19 protein-coding genes are annotated in these 21317 nt (G+C 60.4%); 10 read left to right on the top strand and 9 right to left on the bottom strand.

All coding sequences use genetic code 11. From position 1 onward, the window contains the following. Window positions 1–632: 632 nt before the first annotated feature. Entirely contained in the window at window positions 633–3527 is a 2895-nt protein-coding gene (locus tag VLA07_RS07445; RefSeq protein WP_095137143.1) for a ribonucleoside-diphosphate reductase subunit alpha, read from the bottom strand. A gap of 851 nt (window positions 3528–4378) precedes the next feature. Between VLA07_RS07445 and VLA07_RS07450 the strand changes: the two genes are divergently transcribed. After that, window positions 4379–5101, top strand: a complete 723-nt coding sequence (locus VLA07_RS07450) for a response regulator (protein ID WP_098965100.1) — start codon at window positions 4379–4381, stop codon at window positions 5099–5101. Beyond that, the gene (locus VLA07_RS07455; RefSeq protein ID WP_333988953.1) at window positions 5098–6708 is read left to right on the top strand and encodes an ATP-binding protein; all 1611 of its coding nucleotides are present in this window, start codon (window positions 5098–5100) and stop codon (window positions 6706–6708) included. Before VLA07_RS07450 ends, VLA07_RS07455 begins: the two co-directional genes overlap by 4 nt. Before the next feature lie 117 nt (window positions 6709–6825). On the opposite strand, the gene VLA07_RS07460 is transcribed toward VLA07_RS07455, so the two are convergent. Together VLA07_RS07460 and VLA07_RS07465 are read right to left on the bottom strand one after the other, a co-directional pair. Beyond that, the gene (locus VLA07_RS07460) at window positions 6826–7551 is read right to left on the bottom strand and encodes a 4'-phosphopantetheinyl transferase family protein (protein ID WP_223008286.1); all 726 of its coding nucleotides are present in this window, start codon (window positions 7549–7551) and stop codon (window positions 6826–6828) included. Between the two features lie 139 nt (window positions 7552–7690). After that, the gene (locus tag VLA07_RS07465; protein ID WP_183784364.1) at window positions 7691–8482 is read right to left on the bottom strand and encodes a dienelactone hydrolase family protein; all 792 of its coding nucleotides are present in this window, start codon (window positions 8480–8482) and stop codon (window positions 7691–7693) included. 141 nt (window positions 8483–8623) lie between these two features. Here VLA07_RS07465 and VLA07_RS07470 point away from each other — a divergent pair, with 141 nt between their 5' ends. The 3 genes from VLA07_RS07470 (at window position 8624) to VLA07_RS07480 (ending at window position 11401) form a co-directional block, all read left to right on the top strand. After that, complete coding sequence (locus tag VLA07_RS07470) at window positions 8624–9229, top strand: membrane protein (RefSeq protein ID WP_027612287.1); 606 nt, start codon at window positions 8624–8626, stop codon at window positions 9227–9229. Between the two features lie 151 nt (window positions 9230–9380). After that, window positions 9381–10058, top strand: coding sequence for a response regulator transcription factor (locus VLA07_RS07475; RefSeq protein WP_027612288.1), 678 nt, complete (start codon window positions 9381–9383; stop codon window positions 10056–10058). Beyond that, window positions 10055–11401 (top strand): ATP-binding protein, encoded by a 1347-nt coding sequence (locus tag VLA07_RS07480; RefSeq protein ID WP_103368754.1) that lies wholly within the window; start codon window positions 10055–10057, stop codon window positions 11399–11401. The genes VLA07_RS07475 and VLA07_RS07480 overlap by 4 nt, the downstream gene beginning before the upstream one ends. A 111-nt stretch (window positions 11402–11512) precedes the next feature. On the opposite strand, the gene VLA07_RS07485 is transcribed toward VLA07_RS07480, so the two are convergent. Next, complete coding sequence (locus tag VLA07_RS07485) at window positions 11513–12511, bottom strand: AraC family transcriptional regulator (RefSeq protein WP_333988954.1); 999 nt, start codon at window positions 12509–12511, stop codon at window positions 11513–11515. A 350-nt stretch (window positions 12512–12861) separates the two neighbouring features. Here VLA07_RS07485 and VLA07_RS07490 point away from each other — a divergent pair, with 350 nt between their 5' ends. Together VLA07_RS07490 and VLA07_RS07495 are read left to right on the top strand one after the other, a co-directional pair. After that, window positions 12862–14196: a dicarboxylate/amino acid:cation symporter gene (locus VLA07_RS07490; RefSeq protein WP_027612291.1), complete on the top strand. Its 1335-nt coding sequence runs from the start codon at window positions 12862–12864 to the stop codon at window positions 14194–14196. A 256-nt stretch (window positions 14197–14452) separates the two neighbouring features. Next, complete coding sequence (locus VLA07_RS07495; RefSeq protein WP_333988955.1) at window positions 14453–15634, top strand: CaiB/BaiF CoA transferase family protein; 1182 nt, start codon at window positions 14453–14455, stop codon at window positions 15632–15634. Between the two features lie 110 nt (window positions 15635–15744). On the opposite strand, the gene VLA07_RS07500 is transcribed toward VLA07_RS07495, so the two are convergent. After that, window positions 15745–16239, bottom strand: coding sequence for a SprT family zinc-dependent metalloprotease (locus tag VLA07_RS07500; protein WP_041067555.1), 495 nt, complete (start codon window positions 16237–16239; stop codon window positions 15745–15747). A gap of 148 nt (window positions 16240–16387) precedes the next feature. Continuing rightward, window positions 16388–16990: a Yip1 family protein gene (locus VLA07_RS07505; RefSeq protein WP_007917515.1), complete on the bottom strand. Its 603-nt coding sequence runs from the start codon at window positions 16988–16990 to the stop codon at window positions 16388–16390. A 443-nt stretch (window positions 16991–17433) separates the two neighbouring features. Here VLA07_RS07505 and ttcA point away from each other — a divergent pair, with 443 nt between their 5' ends. Both ttcA and VLA07_RS07515 read left to right on the top strand, forming a co-directional pair. Then, window positions 17434–18258 (top strand): tRNA 2-thiocytidine(32) synthetase TtcA, encoded by an 825-nt coding sequence (gene ttcA, locus VLA07_RS07510; RefSeq protein WP_007968702.1) that lies wholly within the window; start codon window positions 17434–17436, stop codon window positions 18256–18258. Window positions 18259–18390: 132 nt separating this feature from the next. Beyond that, entirely contained in the window at window positions 18391–19065 is a 675-nt protein-coding gene (locus tag VLA07_RS07515; protein WP_098965089.1) for a DNA-3-methyladenine glycosylase I, read from the top strand. Window positions 19066–19178: 113 nt separating this feature from the next. On the opposite strand, the gene VLA07_RS07520 is transcribed toward VLA07_RS07515, so the two are convergent. From VLA07_RS07520 to arsC, 3 genes are read right to left on the bottom strand one after another with little or no spacing between them, the layout of a single operon-like run. Then, the gene (locus VLA07_RS07520; RefSeq protein WP_333988956.1) at window positions 19179–19604 is read right to left on the bottom strand and encodes a DUF2069 domain-containing protein; all 426 of its coding nucleotides are present in this window, start codon (window positions 19602–19604) and stop codon (window positions 19179–19181) included. A 2-nt stretch (window positions 19605–19606) separates the two neighbouring features. After that, entirely contained in the window at window positions 19607–20203 is a 597-nt protein-coding gene (gene wrbA / locus VLA07_RS07525) for an NAD(P)H:quinone oxidoreductase (RefSeq protein WP_115989123.1), read from the bottom strand. Further along, on the bottom strand, window positions 20200–20553 hold the full coding sequence (gene arsC / locus VLA07_RS07530) for an arsenate reductase (glutaredoxin) (RefSeq protein WP_247269681.1): 354 nt from the start codon (window positions 20551–20553) through the stop codon (window positions 20200–20202). The genes wrbA and arsC overlap by 4 nt, the downstream gene beginning before the upstream one ends. 114 nt (window positions 20554–20667) lie before the next feature. On the opposite strand from arsC, the gene VLA07_RS07535 reads away from it, so the two are divergent. After that, entirely contained in the window at window positions 20668–21135 is a 468-nt protein-coding gene (locus VLA07_RS07535) for a TlpA disulfide reductase family protein (RefSeq protein ID WP_027612297.1), read from the top strand. Window positions 21136–21317 lie beyond the last annotated feature (182 nt).

A 21317-nucleotide genomic window follows, 5' to 3' on the forward strand; every position in this document is an offset into this window, starting at 1 on the left:
TTGTAGGTCTTTGCCTGGTTGTTGATTTTTTTTGAGTTGATTTAATTAATAAATAGTTTTGGTTGTGGGGGTTTTATTTATTGTTTTTAGTTGTTTCGCAATGTAAGGTGCGCGCTCTTTCGTCAGGGCCTTGATGAATGATGGGTGTTCGGTTTGCAACACTCTTACTGCTGTCTCTGGTTGTGTCGGCAAGATGATGATCTATGAAGTTATTGCGCTGACGACCGTTTGAGACGTTTATTTGAAATGGAGATCGTTATGTCGCTGCGTATGGGTTTTGGTCTGACTTTGGCCGCAAGTTTGCTGTTGGGTGCAGTCGTCGTTCAAGCTGCACCGGCTTCCTGGTGGCTTTATCAGTCGGCTTCGACCGGCCGTACTATGTGCAGCAACGTTCCACAAGCCAGTGGCTGGGTTCGTGTTGCCGGTCCTTACAATAACGGCGGCTGCCGATAGTAAGCACCAATAAGGAGGCTCCTTCTGTGAAGGGGCCTTTTTTGTATCGGCTGAACCCTGTTCATTAGAGCCTTGGTGTTTGGCAGACAAAAGAAAACCCCCGACAAACCAGAAGTCTGTCGGGGGTTTTCTTTTGCCTGGAAGCATCAGGCGTCTCGCGACGCCTGACCCGGCTCAGCTTATTGGCAAGCTTCGCAATCCGGCTCGTCGATCGCGCAAGCCTTTGGCACTGGCGCTGGGCCGGCTGGAGCGGCCAGAACCGAATCGTCGCCGTGGTTGCCGCCGCTGGAAACAGCGTTCAGCTTGCCGGTGTTGATGGTCGACTTCTCGGTGCTGGTCGCAGCCAGGGCACGGAGGTAGTAGGTGGTTTTCAGACCACGGTACCAGGCCATGCGGTAGGTCACGTCGAGCTTCTTGCCCGATGCGCCGGCGATGTACAGGTTCAGCGACTGGGCCTGGTCGATCCACTTCTGACGACGGCTGGCGGCGTCAACGATCCACTTGGTGTCCACTTCGAACGCGGTCGCGTAGAGCTCTTTGAGTTCTTGCGGGATGCGCTCGATCTGCTGAACCGAACCGTCGTAGTACTTCAGGTCGTTGATCATGACCGAGTCCCACAGACCGCGAGCCTTGAGGTCGCGAACCAGGTACGGGTTGATCACGGTGAATTCGCCCGACAGGTTCGATTTCACATACAGGTTCTGGTAGGTCGGTTCGATCGACTGCGATACGCCGGTGATGTTGGCGATGGTTGCGGTCGGTGCGATGGCCATGATGTTGGAGTTACGAATGCCTTTCTGTACACGGGCGCGAACCGGTGCCCAGTCCAGGGTTTCGTTCAGGTCAACGTCGATGTACTTCTGGCCACGTTGCTCGATCAGGATCTGTTGCGAATCCAGCGGCAGGATGCCTTTGGACCACAGCGAACCGTTGAAGGTCTCGTACGCGCCACGCTCATCGGCCAGGTCGCAGGACGCCTGGATCGCGTAGTAGCTGACCGCTTCCATCGACTTGTCGGCGAACTCGACGGCAGCGTCGGAACCGTAAGGGATGTGCTGCAGGTACAGCGCGTCCTGGAAGCCCATGATGCCCAGACCGACCGGACGGTGGCGGAAGTTGGAGTTCTTCGCTTGCGGCACCGAGTAGTAGTTGATGTCGATCACGTTGTCGAGCATGCGCACGGCGGTGTTCACGGTGCGTTGCAGCTTGGCGGTGTCCAGCTTGCCGTCGACGATGTGGTTCGGCAGGTTGATCGAGCCCAGGTTGCAAACGGCGATCTCGTCCTTGTTGGTGTTCAAGGTGATCTCGGTGCACAGGTTCGAGCTGTGAACCACGCCGACGTGCTGCTGCGGGCTACGCAGGTTGCACGGGTCTTTGAAAGTCAGCCATGGGTGGCCGGTTTCGAACAGCATGGAGAGCATTTTGCGCCACAGGTCTTTGGCCTGGATGGTCTTGAACAGCTTGACCTTGCCCGGGTACTCGGTCAGGGCTTCGTAGTACTCGTAACGCTCTTCGAAGGCTTTACCGGTCAGGTCGTGCAGGTCAGGAACTTCGGATGGCGAGAACAGGGTCCACTTGCCGTCATCGAAGACGCGCTTCATGAACAGGTCAGGGATCCAGTTGGCGGTGTTCATGTCGTGGGTACGACGACGATCATCACCGGTGTTCTTGCGCAGTTCGATGAACTCTTCGATGTCCATGTGCCAGGTTTCCAGGTAGGCACACACAGCGCCTTTGCGCTTGCCACCCTGGTTAACGGCTACGGCGGTGTCGTTCACTACTTTCAGGAACGGAACCACGCCTTGCGACTTGCCGTTGGTGCCTTTGATGTACGAACCCAGGGCACGCACAGGGGTCCAGTCGTTGCCCAGGCCGCCAGCGAATTTCGACAGCATGGCGTTGTCGTGGATCGCGTGGTAGATGCCCGACAGATCGTCCGGAACGGTGGTCAGGTAGCAGCTCGACAGCTGTGGACGCAGGGTGCCGGCGTTGAACAGAGTCGGGGTCGAAGCCATGTAGTCGAACGAGGACAGCAGGTTGTAGAACTCGATCGCACGGTCTTCTTTCTGCTTCTCTTCGATCGCCAGGCCCATGGCCACACGCATGAAGAAGATCTGCGGCAGTTCGAAACGCACGCCATCCTTGTGGATGAAGTAACGGTCGTACAGGGTCTGCAGGCCCAGGTAGGTGAATTGCTGATCGCGCTCGTGGTTGATCGCCTTGCCCAGTTTTTCCAGGTCGAAGGTGGCCAGCACAGGGTTCAGCAGTTCGAACTCGATACCTTTGGCGATGTAAGCCGGCAGCGCCTTGGCGTACAGGTCGGCCATTTCGTGGTGAGTGGCGCTCTCGGCCACACCCAGGAAACCCAGACCTTCGGCACGCAGGGTGTCCATCAGCAGGCGAGCGGTGACGAACGAGTAGTTCGGCTCACGTTCAACCAGGGTACGCGCGGTCATCACCAGCGCGGTGTTGACGTCGTTCAGGGCCACGCCGTCGTACAGGTTTTTCAGGGTTTCGCGCTGGATCAGGTCGCCGTCGACTTCAGCCAGGCCTTCGCAGGCTTCGGTGACGATGGTGTTCAAGCGGCCCATGTCCAGCGGCGCGAGGCTGCCGTCGGCGCGGGTGATACGGATCGACGGGTGCGCGTCGACCGCAGCTTCGACCGGCGCGTGGGCAGCGCGTTCTTTCGAACGGCCGTCACGGTAGATCACGTAGTCACGAGCGACTTTCTGCTCGCCGGCACGCATCAGGGCCAGTTCGACCTGGTCCTGGATTTCTTCGATGTGGATGGTGCCGCCCGACGGCATGCGACGCTTGAAGGTCGCGGTGACCTGTTCGGTCAGGCGCGCAACGGTGTCGTGGATTCGCGACGAAGCGGCAGCGGTGCCGCCCTCAACTGCGAGAAACGCTTTGGTGATAGCGACGGTGATCTTGTCATCGGTGTAAGGAACGACAGTGCCATTGCGCTTGATCACGCGCAGTTGACCAGGCGCGGTGGCGGCCAGATCCGAATTCGAATCGGCGGCCTGCGGCAAGGTGCCCTGCGGGTTCTCGCGAGTTGTGTCGGTTTGCATGGGTGTCTCCACGTTCTCTATGTTTGTTTGGGCACCATGAAGGTGCCCACCGTTCCGTCCTGAAGCACTACAACCGGCACGCGCCGGGCATAACGACTTCGGGACAGTTCAGGAAGGGGGCCTTGTGGGCGCCGCTTCCATGCCGAAGTCTTCGGTTCGCGCTTTACGCGTGAAACCGCATTCCTTTCGGGGAGCAGATTCGTCACTGCAACACCCGTACCGTTATCGTCGTGGTCGACCGAAAAACGGTAGCCATCCGCAGGCGCGGTTTGGGCTTTCGAAAATACGTTTGGTTCAACCCGACAATGGCAATAAAAAGCCTTGAATTCACTGTCCGGTTTGTGTTTGGTTTTTTAGCGCTAACCCCTACATGTAGGGTTTTTTTGCGCACGGGCTACAAGATAATGCGTTTCGGGGGAGTATTGCAACGTATAGCCTGTGGATAAACCTGTGCGTAAATTGTGTGCGAAAGGGCTGATTCCCGTGTAGGCCGCGAACCTGCTGAGCTAGACCGTTTGTCACTGTTTTTCACTCGGGAAAAACGCTTCAGCGGATTTTTAAGGGCGCGAACCCTATCACAAAAAACCGCCTTGTCCGAACGCATTTGCCGACTTGTGTTCTGGTTGTACGCCGTTTATACAATCGGGCAGTATTTACCCATTCTTATCCTCCCGAAAGATGACAAAAAGACGGGAGAAATGTGGGAGCGGGCTTGCTCGCGAAAGCGGTGGGTCAGGCAATTTCCATGTTGACCATGCCGCCGTCTTCGCGAGCAAGCCCGCTCCCACAGGGGAATTGAGTCAGGCCGAGCATTCTTCCTTATTAATAAAAACAGCAAGCAGAGGTCACCGGTGGAGCAAGAAGCCTGGCAGGTATTGATAGTCGAGGACGACCAGCGTCTGGCCGAACTCACCCGCGAATACCTGCAAGCCAATGGATTGCGCGTGGAGATCGAAGGCAACGGCGCGCTGGCGGCGGCGCGGATCATCAAGGAGCAGCCGGATCTGGTGATCCTCGACCTGATGCTGCCCGGCGAAGACGGCCTGAGCATTTGCCGCAAGGTGCGCGACCGTTACGACGGGCCGATCCTGATGCTCACCGCGCGCACTGACGACGCTGACCAGATTCAGGGTCTCGACCTAGGCGCTGACGATTACGTGTGCAAACCGGTGCGTCCACGGCTGTTGCTCGCGCGCATTCAGGCCTTGCTGCGACGCAGTGACAGCGCCGAACCGATCGCGGAAAAAAGCCGTCGCCTGCAATTCGGCCCGCTGGTGGTGGACAACGCCTTGCGCGAAGCCTGGCTCAGCGACAGCGGCATCGAACTGACCAGCGCCGAATTCGACCTGCTCTGGCTGTTGGTGTCGAACGCCGGGCGAATCCTCTCTCGCGAAGAAATCTTCACTGCGTTGCGCGGCATCGGCTATGACGGCCAGGATCGCTCGATCGATGTGCGCATCTCGCGCATCCGCCCGAAAATCGGTGACGACCCGGATCACCCGCGCCTGATCAAGACCATCCGCAGCAAAGGCTATCTGTTCGTCCCTGAAGCGTGTGTGGATCTGGCGCTGTGAACTCGATCTTCCTGCGCATCTATGGCGGCATGTGCGCGGCGCTGATTCTGGTGGCGGTGCTCGGTGTGCTGGCACTGCACCTGCTCAATCAGGTGCGCAGCGAGCAATACCGCGAGCGCCTGGCCCACGGCACGTTCTCGCTGATGGCCGACAACCTGCAACCGATGAACGAAACCGAGCGCCACCGGGCGTTGTTGGTCTGGGAGCGTCTGCTGGGGATTCCGCTGGCGCTGAAGAAGTTTTCCGAGACCGATCTGGATCTCTCTCAGCGCGCCCGGGTGCAGCACGGTCAGGCCTTGGTGGAGCAGACCGGCCCGCATGCGGCGCGGGTCTATCGGCTGGTCAGCGACAAGGAACAGCTGCTGCTGACCGGTGACGTACAACAGATCAGCGAGCAATTGGCCCGCGCGACTATTTATCTGTTGGCCGATGAACTGGTACGGGTGCCGGTCGGCGAACAGCCCAAACGACTGGCGCAGTTAAAGGAAGAGAAAGGCTTCGGTTTTGATCTGCGGCTGGTCACGGTCAACGAGGCCGACATGGACGAAGACCAGAGCCGTCGCGTGTCCGAGGGCGATACGGTGATGGCGCTGGGCAAGGGCGGGGATTCGATCCGGGTGTTTGCCGGCATGGTCGGTACGCCGTGGGTGCTGGAGATCGGCCCGCTGTATCAGATGAATCCGTATCCGCCGCAATGGCTGGTGTTGATCGCTGCCCTGGGCCTGACCTTGATCGGTCTGATCGTATATCTGCTGGTGCGTCAGCTCGAACGACGTCTGCGCGGACTTGAAGCCGCGGCCACGCGCATCGCCAAGGGCAGCCTGGAAACCCGCGTGCCGGCCCGCGGAGCTGACTCGGTCGGGCGACTGGCGGCGGCGTTCAACGGCATGGCCGAGCATCTGCAGCAGTTGCTGGCGATCCAGCGCGAGCTGGTGCGTGCGGTGTCCCACGAACTGCGCACGCCGGTGGCGCGCCTGCGTTTCGGGCTGGAGATGATCGGCTCGGCCACCACCCCGCAGGCGCTGGAAAAATACCGCGAGGGCATGGATCACGACATCGAGGATCTCGATAAGCTGGTCGACGAAATGCTCACTTACGCGCGGCTGGAACAGGGTTCGCCAGCGTTGACCTTTCAGCGCATTGACCTCGATGCGCTGGTCAATCAGGTGATCGCAGAACTGGCGCCGTTGCGTGCCGAGGTCACGGTGCAGCGCGGGTTGTGCCTGTCAGCGGCGGACAACGATGGCGCCTGGGTCGAAGCCGAGCCGCGCTTCCTGCATCGGGCGTTGCAGAATCTGGTGAGCAACGCGATGCGCCATGCGCGCTCTAACGTCACGGTGAGTTATCAGGTCGGGCAGTTGCGCTGTCGGGTCGATGTCGAGGATGACGGGCCGGGCGTGCCGGAGTCGGCGTGGGAACGGATCTTCACGCCGTTCCTGCGTCTGGATGACAGCCGCACCCGGGCCTCTGGTGGGCATGGGCTGGGGCTGTCGATTGTGCGGCGGATCATTCACTGGCATGACGGTCGGGCGCTGATCAACAAGAGCAAAAGTCTGGGTGGGGCTTGTTTCAGTCTGAGTTGGCCGAGGAATCAGGAGCGCCGTTGAGTTTTGTGTCAGCAGAAATGACGCCTTCGCGAGCAAGCCCGCTCCCACAGGGGAATGTATTTCAAGGGTGGGAGCGGGCTTGCTCGCGAAGGCGGTGCAACAGTCGCCGAAAAATCCTCAGGCAGGAATGCTGACCAGACTCAACAACTGCCCATCCTGCACACCAAATTGCGCCTCCAGCTCGGTGCCATGACGCCATTCGCCAGACAAGTCAGTCAGCAAACGCAACCGGACCTGACCCTGCTCCGTCCACTCCAGCACCTCGGCGTGCTCGAAGTAGAAACGCTTCTGCACAATCGGGTACAGCGCCTTGAACAGGCTCTCTTTCACCGAAAACGTCAGGGTCACGCACAGCGCCAGTTGTTCCCGCGCACCGGCGGCCATGCGCTGCAGCTCCGGCGGCGTCAGAATCTCCCCGGCCAGGCGTTCGGCGCGCTCGGTCTCGAGCAGGTTTTCCAGATCCATGCCCAAGCCGCGCCAGTGCCGCTTGTTGGCGACAATCGCCGCCGCGTGTCCGGTGCTGTGAGTGATCGAGCCGCAGATGTGCGCCGGCCACACCGGTGCGCGGTCTTCGCCAATCGCCGGAATCACGTTTGAGCCTTCCAGTTGCTGCAGCGCAGCCCGGGCGCAGATTCGCCCGGCAAGAAACTCGGCCTGCCGTTTGGCCACCGAGCGCTGAATGCTCGGCGGCGGCTCGATGGCGCTGCGCTGGAAGTCATCGCCCAGCAGTTGCTTCGGGTCGAAACGGGTGCTGAGCAGCACGGTCTCGGGCAACACGTTGGGCAACGGCCAATGGGCGTCGAGCGGGGTGCAGCAGGCGGGGAGGGGCGGGCTGGAATTCATGGCGGGCATTTTGCCGATTCGCAGGGGCAAGGTCGAGATCGGCGGTGCGGCTTTCGCGAGCAGGCTCGCTCCCACATTTGGAACGCATTCCCATGTGGGAGCGAGCCTGCTCGCGAAGGCCGCGCTGCAATCTATCTGATCAGCCAAAGATTTTCTGGAAGAACGCCTTCATGTCCGCCCAGGATTTTTCATCGGCCGCCTTGTTGTAACCGATATCCGGGCCACCGTGTTCACCATGGCTCAAGCGATCGGCATCCGGATTGGTGAAGCCATGTTTGGCGCCGTCGAGGCTGACGAACTTATAGTCGGCGCCGGCCTTGTCCATTTCAGATTTGAACGCGGTGACGTTGTCCGGGGTGACCATGCTATCCAGCGCACCGTGCTCGACCAGAATCTTCGCCTTCACACTGCCGGGCGTCGCCGGGGTGGTGGTCGCCAGCGCACCGTGGAAACTCACCACGCCCGCCAGCGGCTCGCCCTGACGCGCGGCGTTGAGCACCACGCCACCGCCGAAGCAGTAACCGATGGCGGCGATTTTATTGACGTCGGTCTGCGGCTGCTTTTTCAGCAGGTTCAACCCGGCCTCGAAACGTTTGCTGGAGGCCGCAGCATCCTGGGTCGCGGCCTGCATGAACGCCATCGCATCCTTGGGATGTTCGGTGTTCTTGCCTTCGCCATACATGTCGATCGCCAGCGCGCTGTAGCCCAGTTCGGCGAGGTCGCGGGCGCGACGTTTGGCGTAATCGTTAAGGCCCCACCATTCATGCACCACGACGACTCCCGGGCGTTTGCCCTTGATCGCGTCGTCATAGGCGTAGTAGCCGATCAGCTTGGTGCCGTCGGCACTCTGGTAGGGAATCTCCTGAGTCTTGATCGCGGCGTTGGCCAGACTGCTGGCGGCGAGCAAGACGAGGGCGAGGAACAGGCGCATGGTCGGTCTCCTTATCGAAAGTGGTCAGGACAGCCTAGTCGATTTGATTCAGTGCAGGTTCAGAGAGTGTTCAGGGCAGGTACAGGGGCGGGTCAGTAACCTTGCGCCATACCCAAACAGCACTGTGAAAGAGGAAACGCGATGAATCGTCTAAACAAACTGCTGCTGGCTTTTACCTTGTTGGGCTCCAGCCTTGCGGCACATGCCGATGACACCAGCAACTTCGCCGGCCTGACCTTTGGCCAGACCAGTGACAAGGTTAAAAAATCCCACGCGCTGAACGACAACCTTGGCCACCCTGACGCCAGCGGCGCAATCGACGGCAACAACACCTACGGCGTGCGCCTCGGTCAGCAAAACTCGCAAGGTCGTTACTACGCGACCTACGACAACGTGTCCGGTTCGCACAATGGCATTAAACTGCGCCAGGAAAACCTGCTGGGCAGCTACGATCTGTTCTATCCAGTGGGCGGCAGCACCAAACTGTTCGGTGGTGCAACGGCCGGTTTGACCAAGCTGACTCAGGACTCGCCGGGCTATAGCCGTGACAGCGACATCGGTTACGCCGTCGGTGGCCAGTTCGGTGTGCTGCAACAAGTGGCGCAGAACGTTTCGGTGGAACTCGGTTACCGTTACCTGATGAGCAACGCCAGCACCGAAATGAAAGAAAGCGGTGGCAGCAAGCAAGGCTCGCTGGACTTGACCAGCAGCGCCCAGACTTACCTGTCGGCGAACTACGCTTTCTAAAGCGCGGTTCGCTCTAGACCCTGTGGGAGCGAGCTTGCTCGCGAAAGCCTTCTATCAGTCGATAACAATGTTGGCTGATACATCGCCTTCGCGAGCAAGCCCGCTCCCACAGGTGCGTTGTTGGAGTTTTTGATTTACCCGGGAGAGCGTTATGAAACTGTTGGTCGTCGAAGATGAAGCGCTGTTGCGCCATCACCTGCAAACCCGCCTGACGGAGAGCGGTCATGTGGTCGAGTCCGTGGCCAATGCCGAAGAGGCGCTGTACCAGACCGGGCAGTTCAACTTCGATCTGGCGGTGATTGACCTCGGTCTGCCGGGCATGGGCGGTCTGGACCTGATCCGGCAGTTGCGCTCGAGCGGCAAGACGTTTCCGATCCTGATCCTCACCGCGCGCGGCAATTGGCAGGACAAGGTCGAAGGCCTCGCCGCCGGTGCCGACGACTACGTGGTCAAGCCGTTCCAGTTCGAGGAACTCGACGCGCGCCTGAATGCCTTGCTGCGTCGCTCCAGCGGCTTCACCCAGTCGACCATCGTCGCCGGGCCGTTGTTGCTTGATCTCAATCGCAAGCAGGCGTCGCTGGATGAAGAGCCGCTGGCGCTGACCGCCTACGAATACCGCATCCTCGAATACCTGATGCGCCACCACCAGCAAGTGGTGCCCAAGGATCGCCTGATGGAACAGCTCTATCCGGATGATGACGAGCGTGATCCGAACGTGATCGAAGTGCTGGTCGGCCGTCTGCGCCGCAAGCTCGAAGGACCGGGCGGGTTCAAGCCGATCGACACCGTGCGCGGTCTCGGCTACCTGTTCAATGAGCGCTGCACTTGATTCGTTCTCTTCGCGTTCGTTTGATGCTCGCTGCCACCACGTTGGCGGTGTTGTTCATGCTCGGCTTGCTGCCGGCCATGCAGGGCGCGTTCAGCCTGGCGCTGCAGGACTCGATCGAGCAGCGCCTGGCCTCGGACGTCACCACGCTGATCTCGGCGGCACGCGTCGACAGTGGCCATCTGGTGATGCCGGCGCAGCTGCCGGATGAGCGCTTCAATCTCACCGACAACCGCCTGCTCGGCTACATCTACGACCGCGAAGGCAAACTGGTCTGGCGCTCGAAAGGCACGCAGGAAGAGCAGATCAACTACAAGCCGCGTTACGACGGCATGGGCAACGAGTTCGCGCGGATCCGCGAGAGCAATGGCCAGGAGTTCTTCGTCTACGACGTCGAAGTCAAACTGCTCGGCGGTAAAAGTGCCGCGTTCAGCATCGTCGCTCTGCAACCGGTGCGCGAATACGAAAATACCCTCGAAGGCCTGCGCGAAAATCTCTACCTGGGCTTCGGCGCCGCATTGCTGGTGCTGCTGGCGCTGTTGTGGATCGGCCTGACCTGGGGTCTCAAGGCGCTGCGTCGGCTCAGTCAGGAACTCGACGAGATCGAAAGCGGCACCCGCGAAAGTCTCACCGAACAGCACCCGCGCGAACTGCTGCGCCTGACCGGCTCGCTCAACCGTTTGCTGCACAGTGAGCGCCAGCAGCGCAGCCGCTACCGTGACTCCCTCGATGATCTGGCGCACAGCCTGAAAACCCCGTTGGCGGTACTGCAAGGGGTCAGTGAAGACATGGCCCAACGCCCGGAGGATCGCGATCAGGCCTGGGTGCTGCAAACCCAGATCGAGCGCATGAGTCAGCAGATCAGCTATCAACTGCAGCGGGCCAGCCTGCGCAAAAGTGGTCTGGTGCGCCATCAAGTGCGACTGCAACCGGTGCTCAAAAGCCTGTGCGACACGCTGGACAAGGTCTACCGCGACAAACACGTGCGGGTGGCGTTTGATCTGCCGGAGCACTGCTACGTGCCGATCGAACAGGGCGCGCTGTTGGAGATGATGGGCAACCTGCTGGAGAACGCCTATCGCCTGTGCCTGGGCGAAGTGCGCATCAGCGTGCGCGACACCCTCGCCGGCATCGAGTTGTGCATCGAAGACGACGGCCCCGGTGTGCCGCCGAATCAGCGCGCGCGGATTCTCGAGCGTGGTGAGCGTCTGGATCGTCAGCATCCGGGGCAGGGCATCGGGCTGGCGGTGGTCAAGGACATCATCGAAAGCTACAACGCCAAGCTGATGCTTGGGGATTCACCGATGGGCGGGGCGGCGTTCAGGATTCAGTTTCCTGCGGTTTAGGTGTTGGCTGTTCTGACGTCATCGCGAGCAGGCTCACTCCTACAAGGGGAATGCATTTCAAATGTAGGAGTGAGCCTGCTCGCGATAGCGCCAGTCAGTTCAGCGCGGGTCTTACTGCTCCTGCGCCCGATACGCCCCCGGCGTCAGCCCGGTCCATTTCTTGAACGCCCGGTGAAACGCCGACGGTTCGGAAAATCCCAACTGCTCGGCAATCTGTTGCAACGACAGATCCGCCCGTCCCAGATGATAGATCGCGATGTCGCGGCGCAACTGATCCTTCAATTCCTGAAAACTGCTGCCTTCCTCACGCAAATGCCGACGCAGGGTTTGCGGGCTGATGTGCAGCTGCGCGGCCACCGCTTCGAGATCCGGCCACTGCGCACTGTCGCGGCTGAGCAAGCGGCGCAGGCGACTGCTGAGGCTGTCACCGTCGTCCGGGCGCGATAGCAGGTCGGCGGGTGAGCGTTCGAGAAAGTGCTTGAGGGTGCGTTCGTCCTGCAACAGCGGCATCGACAGATAGCGACTGTGGTACAACAGGCTGCTTTGCTGGGCGCAAAACACCAAAGGGCAGGGGAATAACAGGTCGTACTCGGCACCGTGCGCCGGTTTCGGATAACTGAAGGTGGCCTGCTCCAGACGAATCCGCTGGCCAATCAGCCAACTGCCGAGGCGATGCCAGATCACCAGCAGGCTCTCGCTGAGAAAGTGATCCGGGTCCCATAACTGCGAGTCATCAAGGCTCAGGCGCACCCATTCGTCTTCGCGGCTCAGGCTCAGACGCGGAGCCTCGGGGAATAGGCTATAAAACAATAAACCGCGTTGCAGTGCCTTCTCCAGATTGCGGCAGTGGATCAGCGCGTGGCACATCATCGCGAAGCTGCCGGGCTTGCTCGGCGCGTTGCCAAAGCCCAGGTATTCGTCATCCAGCGCCAGCCACAGACTCTGGATCAACTGGGTGAATTGCTCCGGGGCGATGCGCGCCCGAGGTTCATCGAGCAACTCGGGGCTGATCCCAAGTTGCTGCAGCAGCGGCGCATAGTCGAACCCCGAACGGCGTGCGCCACCGAGGGCGGCACGGGCGAAATGACTGGCGATGGTACGTTCGCGCATAAGCGGCAGATCCTTCCTCAGGCGCTGGATGGTAGCCGGGGCATGCGCAGGGCAACAAGGCGGATTTCCGCCAAATTGTAGGACGAGATCCGCTGACTTGGCGGAAATCCGCCACACTGGCGTCACCGGGCAGTGACAAAAATTAGCCTGCATCCCCTGATATCAAAAGGCTTGCAGCGAATTGCACCAAAGTGGCACGGCGTTTGCGATAAGAGCGACAGAAGTGTGCGTCTATTCCGCTGGAATAGCGCCGCTCCAACAACAAATCCCTCCAGTGCAGGAGGGTTCGCAATTCAGGTTCTGCGCCCAACAGATGGATGTTGCCCGCGGGACGCTTGAGGACACTTGCAATGACGACTCGTCAGCCACTGTACAAATCCCTGTATTTCCAGGTGATCGTCGCGATCATCATCGGTATTGCCCTTGGTCACTACTACCCGCAGTTCGGTGTGGCGGTAAAGCCACTGGGTGACGGATTCATCAAGCTGATCAAAATGATCATCGCCCCGATCATCTTCTGCACCGTGGTCAGCGGCATCGCTGGCATGCAAAGCATGAAGTCGGTCGGCAAGACCGGCGGTTATGCACTCCTGTACTTCGAAATCGTTTCTACCATCGCCCTGCTGGTGGGCCTGATCGTGGTCAACATCGTGCAGCCGGGCAACGGCATGCACATCGACGTCAGCACCCTGGACGCCTCGAAAGTCGCGACCTACGTGCAGCAAGGTGCAGACCAGAGCGTAGTCGGCTTCCTGCTCAACGTGATCCCGACCACCATCGTCGGCGCGTTCGCTACCGGTGACATCCTGCAAGTGCTGATGTTCTCGGTGATCTTCGGTTTCGCCCTGCATCGCCTGGGTGACTATGGCCGTCCGATCCTCGACTTCATCGATCGCTTCGCCCACGTGATGTTCAACATCATCAACATGATCATGAAGCTCGCGCCAATCGGTGCCTTCGGTGCGATGGCGTTCACCATCGGTGCTTACGGTGTCGGTTCGCTGGTGCAACTGGGTCAACTGATGGCCTGCTTCTACATCACCTGCCTGGCCTTCATCCTGATCGTGCTGGGTGCCATCGCCCGCATGCACGGCTTTAGCGTGCTGAAGATGATCCGCTACATCCGTGAAGAGCTGCTGATCGTACTCGGTACTTCCTCGTCGGAATCGGTACTGCCACGCATGCTGATCAAGATGGAGCGTCTGGGCGCGAAGAAATCCGTCGTGGGTCTGGTGATCCCGACCGGTTACTCGTTCAACCTCGACGGTACTGCGATCTACCTGACCATGGCTGCGGTGTTCATTGCTCAGGCCACCGACACGCACATGGACATCACCCATCAGATCACCCTGCTGGTGGTGCTGCTGCTGTCGTCCAAAGGCGCCGCCGGTGTGACCGGTTCGGGCTTCATCGTGCTGGCCGCCACCCTGTCGGCGGTCGGTCACTTGCCGGTGGCCGGTCTGGCGCTGATCCTCGGTATCGACCGCTTCATGTCCGAAGCCCGCGCCCTGACCAACCTGGTCGGCAACGCCGTCGCGACCATCGTGGTTGCCAAGTGGGTGAAAGAGCTGGACACCGACGTGCTGCAATCCGAGCTGGCTTCGGGTGGTCGCGGTATCGCGGATACCCGTCCGGAAGATGACCTGGGTGTGGCTGAAGGTGCTACTCCGAGCAACGTCAAGTAATCTGAATTGGCTCCAGTGTAATGCTGGAGTCTGAGAGCCCTTGTGGTGAGGGGATTCATCCCCGATGGGTCGCGAAGCGGCCCCTTCTTAGATAGAAGGGGACTGCTGCGCAGTCCATCGGGGATGAATCCCCTCGCTACAGGGGTTTTTTATTGCCTGCGATTTGAGCATTACGGTCACTGCCGCTGATGCATCCGGTGATTGCCGTGCGCGGCAGCGCTGCCTAGGCTGAGTGCATCGCCCAAGGAGTTCGCCCATGTCCGCGCCGCTGGCCTCACTGAAGATTCTGGATTTCTCGACCCTGCTGCCGGGGCCATTTGCCTCGCTGTTGCTGGCGGACATGGGCGCCGAAGTGCTGCGCATTGAATCACCGACGCGCATGGATCTGCTGCGGGTGCTGCCGCCGCATGATCAAGGTGTGTCAGCCAGCCACGCTTACCTCAATCGCAACAAGCGCAGCCTGGCGCTGGATCTCAAACAGCCGGAAGCGCTGGAGGTGGTCAGGCAGTTGCTGGGCGAATACGACATTGTCCTCGAGCAGTTCCGCCCCGGTGTGATGGAGCGTCTGGGCCTGGGTTATGAGGCGCTGAAAGCGATCAACCCGAAGCTGATTTACGTGTCGATCACCGGCTATGGCCAGACCGGGCCGTACAAGGATCGCGCCGGGCATGACATCAACTACCTCGCCCTGGCCGGTCTTTCCAGTTACACCGGCCGCGCCGACAGCGGGCCGTTGCCGCTGGGCATGCAGGTGGCGGATATCGCGGGTGGTTCGCTGCATGGGGTGATCGGCCTGCTGGCGGCGGTCATCGCCCGGCAGCAGACCGGGCAGGGCACGCATCTGGATGTGAGCATGACCGATTGCGCCTTCAGCCTGAACGCCATGGTCGGTGCCGGCTATCTGGCCTGTGGCGACGAACCGCATTGGGAAGAACAGATGCTCAATGGCGGCAGCTTCTATGACTACTACCGTTCCCGCGACGGGCGCTGGTTGTCGGTGGGCAGTCTGGAACCGGGGTTCATGCAGCAACTGTGTACGGCGTTGGGCCGGCCGGAGCTGGCGGCGCAGGGCTTGTCGCCGAAACCCGAGCAGCAGCGGTTATTGAAGGATGCGCTGAAAGTTGAATTCGAGAAGCACGACTTTGCCGAGTTGTGTGAATTGTTCGCCGGAGTCGATGCCTGCGTCGAACCGGTCTTGAACCTGAGCGAGGCGGTGCAACATCCGCAGTTGCAGGCGCGGGAGCTGGTGACCCAGGTGCCGCGTGGCGACGGTACGACCCAGGCGCAGATTGCCTGTCCGCTGAAATTCACCGAGGCGCTGCCGGCGCCGCGACATGTTGGTTCGGGGTTGGGGCAGCATACGGAGCAGGTGTTGGGGGAGTTGGGGTTTGGTGCTGAGCGGATTGCCGAGTTGCGGCGTGCCAAGGTGATTCTCTAGCGTCTGTACCGGCCCTTTCGCGAGCAAGCCCGCTCCCACAGGGGAATGCATTTCAAAATGTGGGAGCGGGCTTGCTCGCGAAGGCGTCGGCGGCGACAACACCAAACCGCCTATTCCACCCGCATCTCACCACTGAACACCAAGGTGTTGCGACAACGCCGGCACAAATACCGCCGCCCCTGGCGCACCAGGCTATGACGCTGCGCCGAAAACGGAAAATCACTGTCGGCGCACGGGCATTTGTAGATATAGCGGGTCACGCTGCGGCGTTTGACGGCATAGGTGTGGCAACGATCCGGCGGCAGCTCGTAAACCCCGCGCATGATCAGTTGCCACTCCTCGCCATGCGGCTGGATGCGGTCGCCGAACAGTTGATGGGCGATCAGGTGCGCGACTTCGTGGGCCACGGTCTGCTTGAGGAAGTGTTCGGTGTTTTCCCGGTACAGCTGCGGGTTGAAGCGCAGCAGGTTCTCGTGCAGATGCGCGACACCGGCTTTTTGCCCGCGCAGCTTGAGGCTGACGACGGGGCGTTGGAAATGACGTTTGAAAAAGGCTTCAGCGAGTTGGTAACAGTCTTCGACGCGGGTATTGAGTTGCTCGGGCATGCTTGATGGATCTCCAGAGGCGTCGAGTATGCCGCAACCTCTGGGACTTGCGAATCGCTGACCTGCCGAATGGTCATCCGCCAAACGAGAAGGCCGCCTTGCGGCGGCCTGTATTGGCAGATCTTGTTTTTCTCTGGGGTGAAGCTTGTCAGTTGGTATACACCGGCCCCACGCCGAGGCCCCAGACAATCACGGTGAACGCCATGATGGCCACCAGCACCACCAGACCCACCGCCAGCACCGAGCTGGAAAACAGGAAGCCTTCGTCCGACGGAATGTTCATGAACGTTGGCAGCCCCACGTACAGCAGATACACCGTGTAGCAGATGGCCGCCGTGCCGACGATCATCCCCAGCCACATGTGCGGATACAGCGCCGCCAGCCCGCCGACGAACAACGGTGTTGCGGTGTAGGTGGCGAAGGCCACGCAACGGGCCAGGCTCGGGTTGGCGTCATAGGTGCGGGCCATCCAGTGCACGAACGCGCCCATCACTGCGACCCCGCCGAGCATCGCCAAGTACGACATCACGGTCATCCAGATCGCACTTTCGACGGTGAGCATCACCGGTGCGCGATTGCCGATCACCCAGCCGACCTGAGTGGTGCCGATAAACGCCGAAACCGCCGGAATCGCCGCCAGGATCAGCGTGTGCGTCAGGTACATGTGGCTGATGCTTTCCTCTTGGTCGCCACGGATTTCCTTCCATTCCTGATCGGGGTGGGTAAAAAGTCCCACTACGTGATGGATCATGCCAGTCACTCCTCTTGTTATTGCCATCGCCCCCCAGCGGAGCGCCTACGGGCCAAGGTGGCCGAGCAAATTCAGGTCTTCAGACGTGTGCGACCTTATGTCGCAGTATAGAAAGGACTTAACCGCACAGGGACTAGGGGCTTAGAGCAAATTGCGCTGTAAAAACAGGGCGTAATCGCGGCAGGATCTTGCGCATTTGAGGCCGGATCATCTCTGTGGCGAGGGAGCTTGCTCCCGCTCGGCTGCGCAGCAGTCGCCGATCCCTGCGGTTCGGTGCGTCAGGAAAATAGCGGCTGCAGGTTTGGGGGCGCTTCGCACCCCAGCGGGAGCAAGCTCCCTCGCCACAGGGGATCGGTTGAAAGGGACAGACCCACGGCCCTTCGCGCTCCCCGGGTTTTTGCGTAAAATGCCCGCCTTTCGTCACACCTCACGGATTTCGCGTCATGGGCACTCTTACGGTCAACCAGAACAAACTGCAAAAGCGCCTGCGCCGCCTGGCCGGCGAAGCGGTCGCCGATTTCAACATGATCGAAGACGGCGACAAGGTCATGGTCTGCCTGTCCGGAGGCAAGGACAGCTACACCATGCTCGACGTGCTGCTGCACCTGCAGAAGGTTGCACCGATCAAGTTCGAAATCGTCGCGGTGAACATGGATCAGAAGCAGCCGGGCTTCCCCGAGCACGTACTGCCGGCCTACCTGAAAGAGCTGGGCGTCGAGTACCACATCGTCGAGAAGGACACCTACTCGGTGGTCAAGGAACTGGTGCCGGAAGGCAAGACCACCTGCTCGCTGTGCTCGCGCCTGCGTCGCGGCACGCTGTACACCTTCGCCGACGAAATCGGCGCGACCAAGATGGCCCTCGGTCACCACCGTGACGACATCGTCGAGACGTTCTTCCTCAACATGTTCTTCAACGGCACCCTCAAGGCGATGCCGCCGAAGCTGCGCGCCGACGACGGGCGAAACGTGGTGATCCGCCCGCTGGCCTACTGCAACGAGAAAGACATCCAGGCTTACTCGGACTTCAAGGAATTTCCGATCATCCCGTGCAACCTCTGCGGTTCGCAGGAAAACCTGCAGCGTCAGGTGGTCAAGGAAATGCTTCAGGACTGGGAGCGCAAGACTCCGGGCCGAACTGAAAGCATCTTCCGCAGTCTGCAGAACGTGGTGCCGTCGCAACTGGCCGACCGCAACCTGTTCGACTTCACCAGCCTGAAGATCGACGAGACGGCGGCTTCGCGCTTCGTTAACGTCGTCAATCTGTAAACCCATTCCAGGTGGGAGCGGGCTTGCTCGCGAAGGCGGTGTATCAGTCGCTATATGCGCCGACTGACACTCAGTCTTCGCGAGCAAGCCCGCTCCCACATTGGTTTTTTGTTTCATTCAATAGGAGAGGGCATGCGCGATTACAAGTGGCTGCACGAATACTGTCTGAACCGCTTCGGTTCGGCGGCAGAACTGGAAGCCCATCTGCCCGTTCCCAAGACTCCCGCGCAATTGCGCAAGATCAGCGACGATCGTTACCTCTCGACCATGGCCCTGCGCGTGTTTCGCGCTGGTCTCAAGCACAGTCTGGTGGACGCCAAGTGGCCGGCCTTCGAAGAAGTGTTCTTCAGGTTCGACCCGGAAAAAGTCGTGCTGATGAGCGCCGAACACCTCGAACGCCTGATGCAGGACGCGCGCATCATCCGCCACCTGGGCAAGCTCAAGAGCGTGCCGCGCAATGCCCAGTTCATCCTCGATGTGGAAAAGGACAAGGGCAGTTTCGGCGCGCTGATCGCCGACTGGCCGGTGACCGATATCGTCGGTCTGTGGACCTACCTGAAAAAGCACGGGAGTCAGTTGGGCGGGCTGTCGGCGCCGCGCTTCCTGCGCATGGTCGGCAAGGACACGTTCGTGCCGAGCTACGACGTGGTCGCGGCGCTGAATGCACAGAAGATCGTCGACAAGGCGCCGACCAGTCTGCGCGATCTGGCGATTGTGCAGAACGCGTTCAATCAGTGGCATGAACAGAGTGGCGGGCGGCCGATGAGCCAGATTTCGATGATGCTCGCGTACACCGTCAACCATTAAGACCGCGTCGCCCCATTCGCGAGCAAGCCCGCTCCCACAGTTTTTGTGTCGATCACAAAATTGTGATTCAACAAGGATCCTGTGGGAGCGAGCCTGCTCGCGAAGGCGTCAGATCAGGCGACGCTGATCTCGCCTTCGCCCGCGAGTTTGCGATTCAACTGATACCGCCACCGCACATACAGCAGCGCGGAGCAGAACAGCGCCAGGCTCGCGGCCATCTCCAGCACCCCGAACAGTTGCCGGTTCGGGTCATACGCTGCCAGTGCGCCCTTGATGAAATACAGATTCACCACAAAGCACATCCACGAGTGCGCACGCGTGTTGCCCATCAGCATCCCCGGCGCAAGGATCAGCCACGGGATCAGCTCGACCAGCAGGATCACCCAAGGTCGGGCGCCGTGCAGGTCGGCGAATACCAGGTAGTAAGCGGCGAGCAGCCCGGCGAGGCCGAAGAAGCACAACAGGCTGACGATCCGCATCGCCTTGACGCGAGGTTCGAGCCACTCGACGGAGGGCAGGACTTTCGGCTTCTTCGCCACCCTTAGCCCTCCAGTTTTTGCGCGGTCTTGGCCAGGCGTGCGCCGAGTGCGCGACACAGCGCCATCTCGTGCTGATCCAGACCTTTTTTGCCATCGGCCCCGGCATGATGACTGGCGCCATACGGCGTACCGCCGCCCTGGGTTTCCAGCAGCGCCGACTCGCTGTACGGCAGGCCGGTGATCAGCATGCCGTGGTGCAACAGCGGCAGCATCATCGACAGCAGGGTGGTTTCCTGGCCACCGTGCAGGCTGGCGGTGGAGGTGAAGACGCCGGCCGGTTTACCCACCAGAGCGCCGGTCAGCCACAGGTTGCTGGTGCCGTCGAGGAAGTACTTGAGCGGCGCGGCCATGTTGCCGAAACGCGTCGGGCTGCCAAGGGCGAGGCCGGCGCAGTTCTTCAGGTCATCGAGGGTGGCGTAGAGCGCACCGTCTTCCGGGATGTCCGGGGCGACCGCCTCACACTCGCTGGAAATCGCCGGTACGGTACGCAGGCGCGCTTCAAGGCCAGCCTGTTCGACGCCGCGGGCAATCTGCCGGGCCATTTCATTGGTCGAACCGTTGCGGCTGTAATACAGAACCAGAATGTACGGCGCGCTCACGGCAGCAGCTCCAGGATCTGCTCCGGTGGACGGCCGATTATCGCTTTGTCGCCGACTTCGAGAATCGGCCGTTCCATCAGTTTCGGGTGTTCGGCGATGGCGGCGATCAGTTGCGCTTCGCTGAGGCTCGTGTCGGCCAGCTGAAGCATTTTGTATTCATCTTCTCCAGTGCGCAGCAGTTGTCGCGCGCTGATGTTCAGCTTGCCGAGCAAGGCCTTGATCTGCGCGGCGTCCAGCGGCGTTTCCAGGTAACGCACTACGTTCGGGGTCAGGCCACGGGCCTCAAGAAGTTCCAGCGCGCCGCGGGATTTCGAGCAGCGCGGATTGTGATAAAGCGTCAGATCGGTCATGGCGGGTCGCTTCTGGCGTAAAGTGGCGGCTATTCTAACTGTGCAGCGCGCAATCCAGAACCTTCAGAGGCGATGGGTCGCAGGCGCCTTCAATTTTTGACCAGGGAACATGACATGACACGGCGACTGGCAGCGGCATTGACGATAATCGGGGCGTTGATGCTGGGGGGCTGCGGCAATGACTACGGCATTGACCAGAATGGTCAGAAGGTTGCGTCCGAGCGTCTGGACAAGCAATGGGTAGTCATCAATTACTGGGCCGAATGGTGTGGCCCGTGCCGCACGGAAATTCCTGAACTCAATCATTTGGCGGACGAACTCAAGAGCAAGAATGTTGGGGTGTTCGGGGTCAACTTCGACAACGTTCAGGGTGAAGACCTGAAATCTGCCAGCGAGAAGCTGGGCATCAAGTTCACCGTGCTGGCGCAGGATCCGGCCGACCTGTTCGACCTGCCGCGCAGTGAGGCCTTGCCGGTGACCTACATCATCGACAACAAGGGCAAGGTGCGTGAGCAGTTGATGGGCGAGCAGACGGCGGCGGGGGTGATGGCCAAGCTTGAGGCATTGCAGGCGACAAAGTGAGCTGAATGGGCTTTTGTGGCGAGGGAGCTTGCTCCCGCTGGGGCGCGAAGCGGCCCCAAACCCTGCTGACTCGGTGTCTCCGGCAACGCGCGGTTAACGGTTGTGCGACTGCTGCGCAGCCGAGCGGGAGCAAGCTCCCTCGCCACAGTAACTGGCGTTCAGAAAAAAGATCGCAGCCTGTG

The organism is Pseudomonas sp. S3(2024) (assembly GCF_036861315.1).
GTDB lineage: Bacteria > Pseudomonadota > Gammaproteobacteria > Pseudomonadales > Pseudomonadaceae > Aquipseudomonas > Aquipseudomonas putida_A.

What these genes read in the sequence shown, in the direction of transcription:
- VLA07_RS07445 (WP_095137143.1), bottom strand. Translation starts at nt 3,527, where the DNA reads ATGCAAACCGACACAACTCGCGAGAACCCGCAGGGCACCTTGCCGCAG.
- VLA07_RS07460 (WP_223008286.1), bottom strand. Translation starts at nt 7,551, where the DNA reads ATGAATTCCAGCCCGCCCCTCCCCGCCTGCTGCACCCCGCTCGACGCC.
- VLA07_RS07465 (WP_183784364.1), bottom strand. Translation starts at nt 8,482, where the DNA reads ATGCGCCTGTTCCTCGCCCTCGTCTTGCTCGCCGCCAGCAGTCTGGCC.
- VLA07_RS07470 (WP_027612287.1), top strand. Translation starts at nt 8,624, where the DNA reads ATGAATCGTCTAAACAAACTGCTGCTGGCTTTTACCTTGTTGGGCTCC.
- VLA07_RS07475 (WP_027612288.1), top strand. Translation starts at nt 9,381, where the DNA reads ATGAAACTGTTGGTCGTCGAAGATGAAGCGCTGTTGCGCCATCACCTG.
- VLA07_RS07485 (WP_333988954.1), bottom strand. Translation starts at nt 12,511, where the DNA reads ATGCGCGAACGTACCATCGCCAGTCATTTCGCCCGTGCCGCCCTCGGT.
- VLA07_RS07490 (WP_027612291.1), top strand. Translation starts at nt 12,862, where the DNA reads ATGACGACTCGTCAGCCACTGTACAAATCCCTGTATTTCCAGGTGATC.
- VLA07_RS07495 (WP_333988955.1), top strand. Translation starts at nt 14,453, where the DNA reads ATGTCCGCGCCGCTGGCCTCACTGAAGATTCTGGATTTCTCGACCCTG.
- VLA07_RS07500 (WP_041067555.1), bottom strand. Translation starts at nt 16,239, where the DNA reads ATGCCCGAGCAACTCAATACCCGCGTCGAAGACTGTTACCAACTCGCT.
- VLA07_RS07505 (WP_007917515.1), bottom strand. Translation starts at nt 16,990, where the DNA reads ATGATCCATCACGTAGTGGGACTTTTTACCCACCCCGATCAGGAATGG.
- ttcA (WP_007968702.1), top strand. Translation starts at nt 17,434, where the DNA reads ATGGGCACTCTTACGGTCAACCAGAACAAACTGCAAAAGCGCCTGCGC.
- VLA07_RS07515 (WP_098965089.1), top strand. Translation starts at nt 18,391, where the DNA reads ATGCGCGATTACAAGTGGCTGCACGAATACTGTCTGAACCGCTTCGGT.
- arsC (WP_247269681.1), bottom strand. Translation starts at nt 20,553, where the DNA reads ATGACCGATCTGACGCTTTATCACAATCCGCGCTGCTCGAAATCCCGC.
- VLA07_RS07535 (WP_027612297.1), top strand. Translation starts at nt 20,668, where the DNA reads ATGACACGGCGACTGGCAGCGGCATTGACGATAATCGGGGCGTTGATG.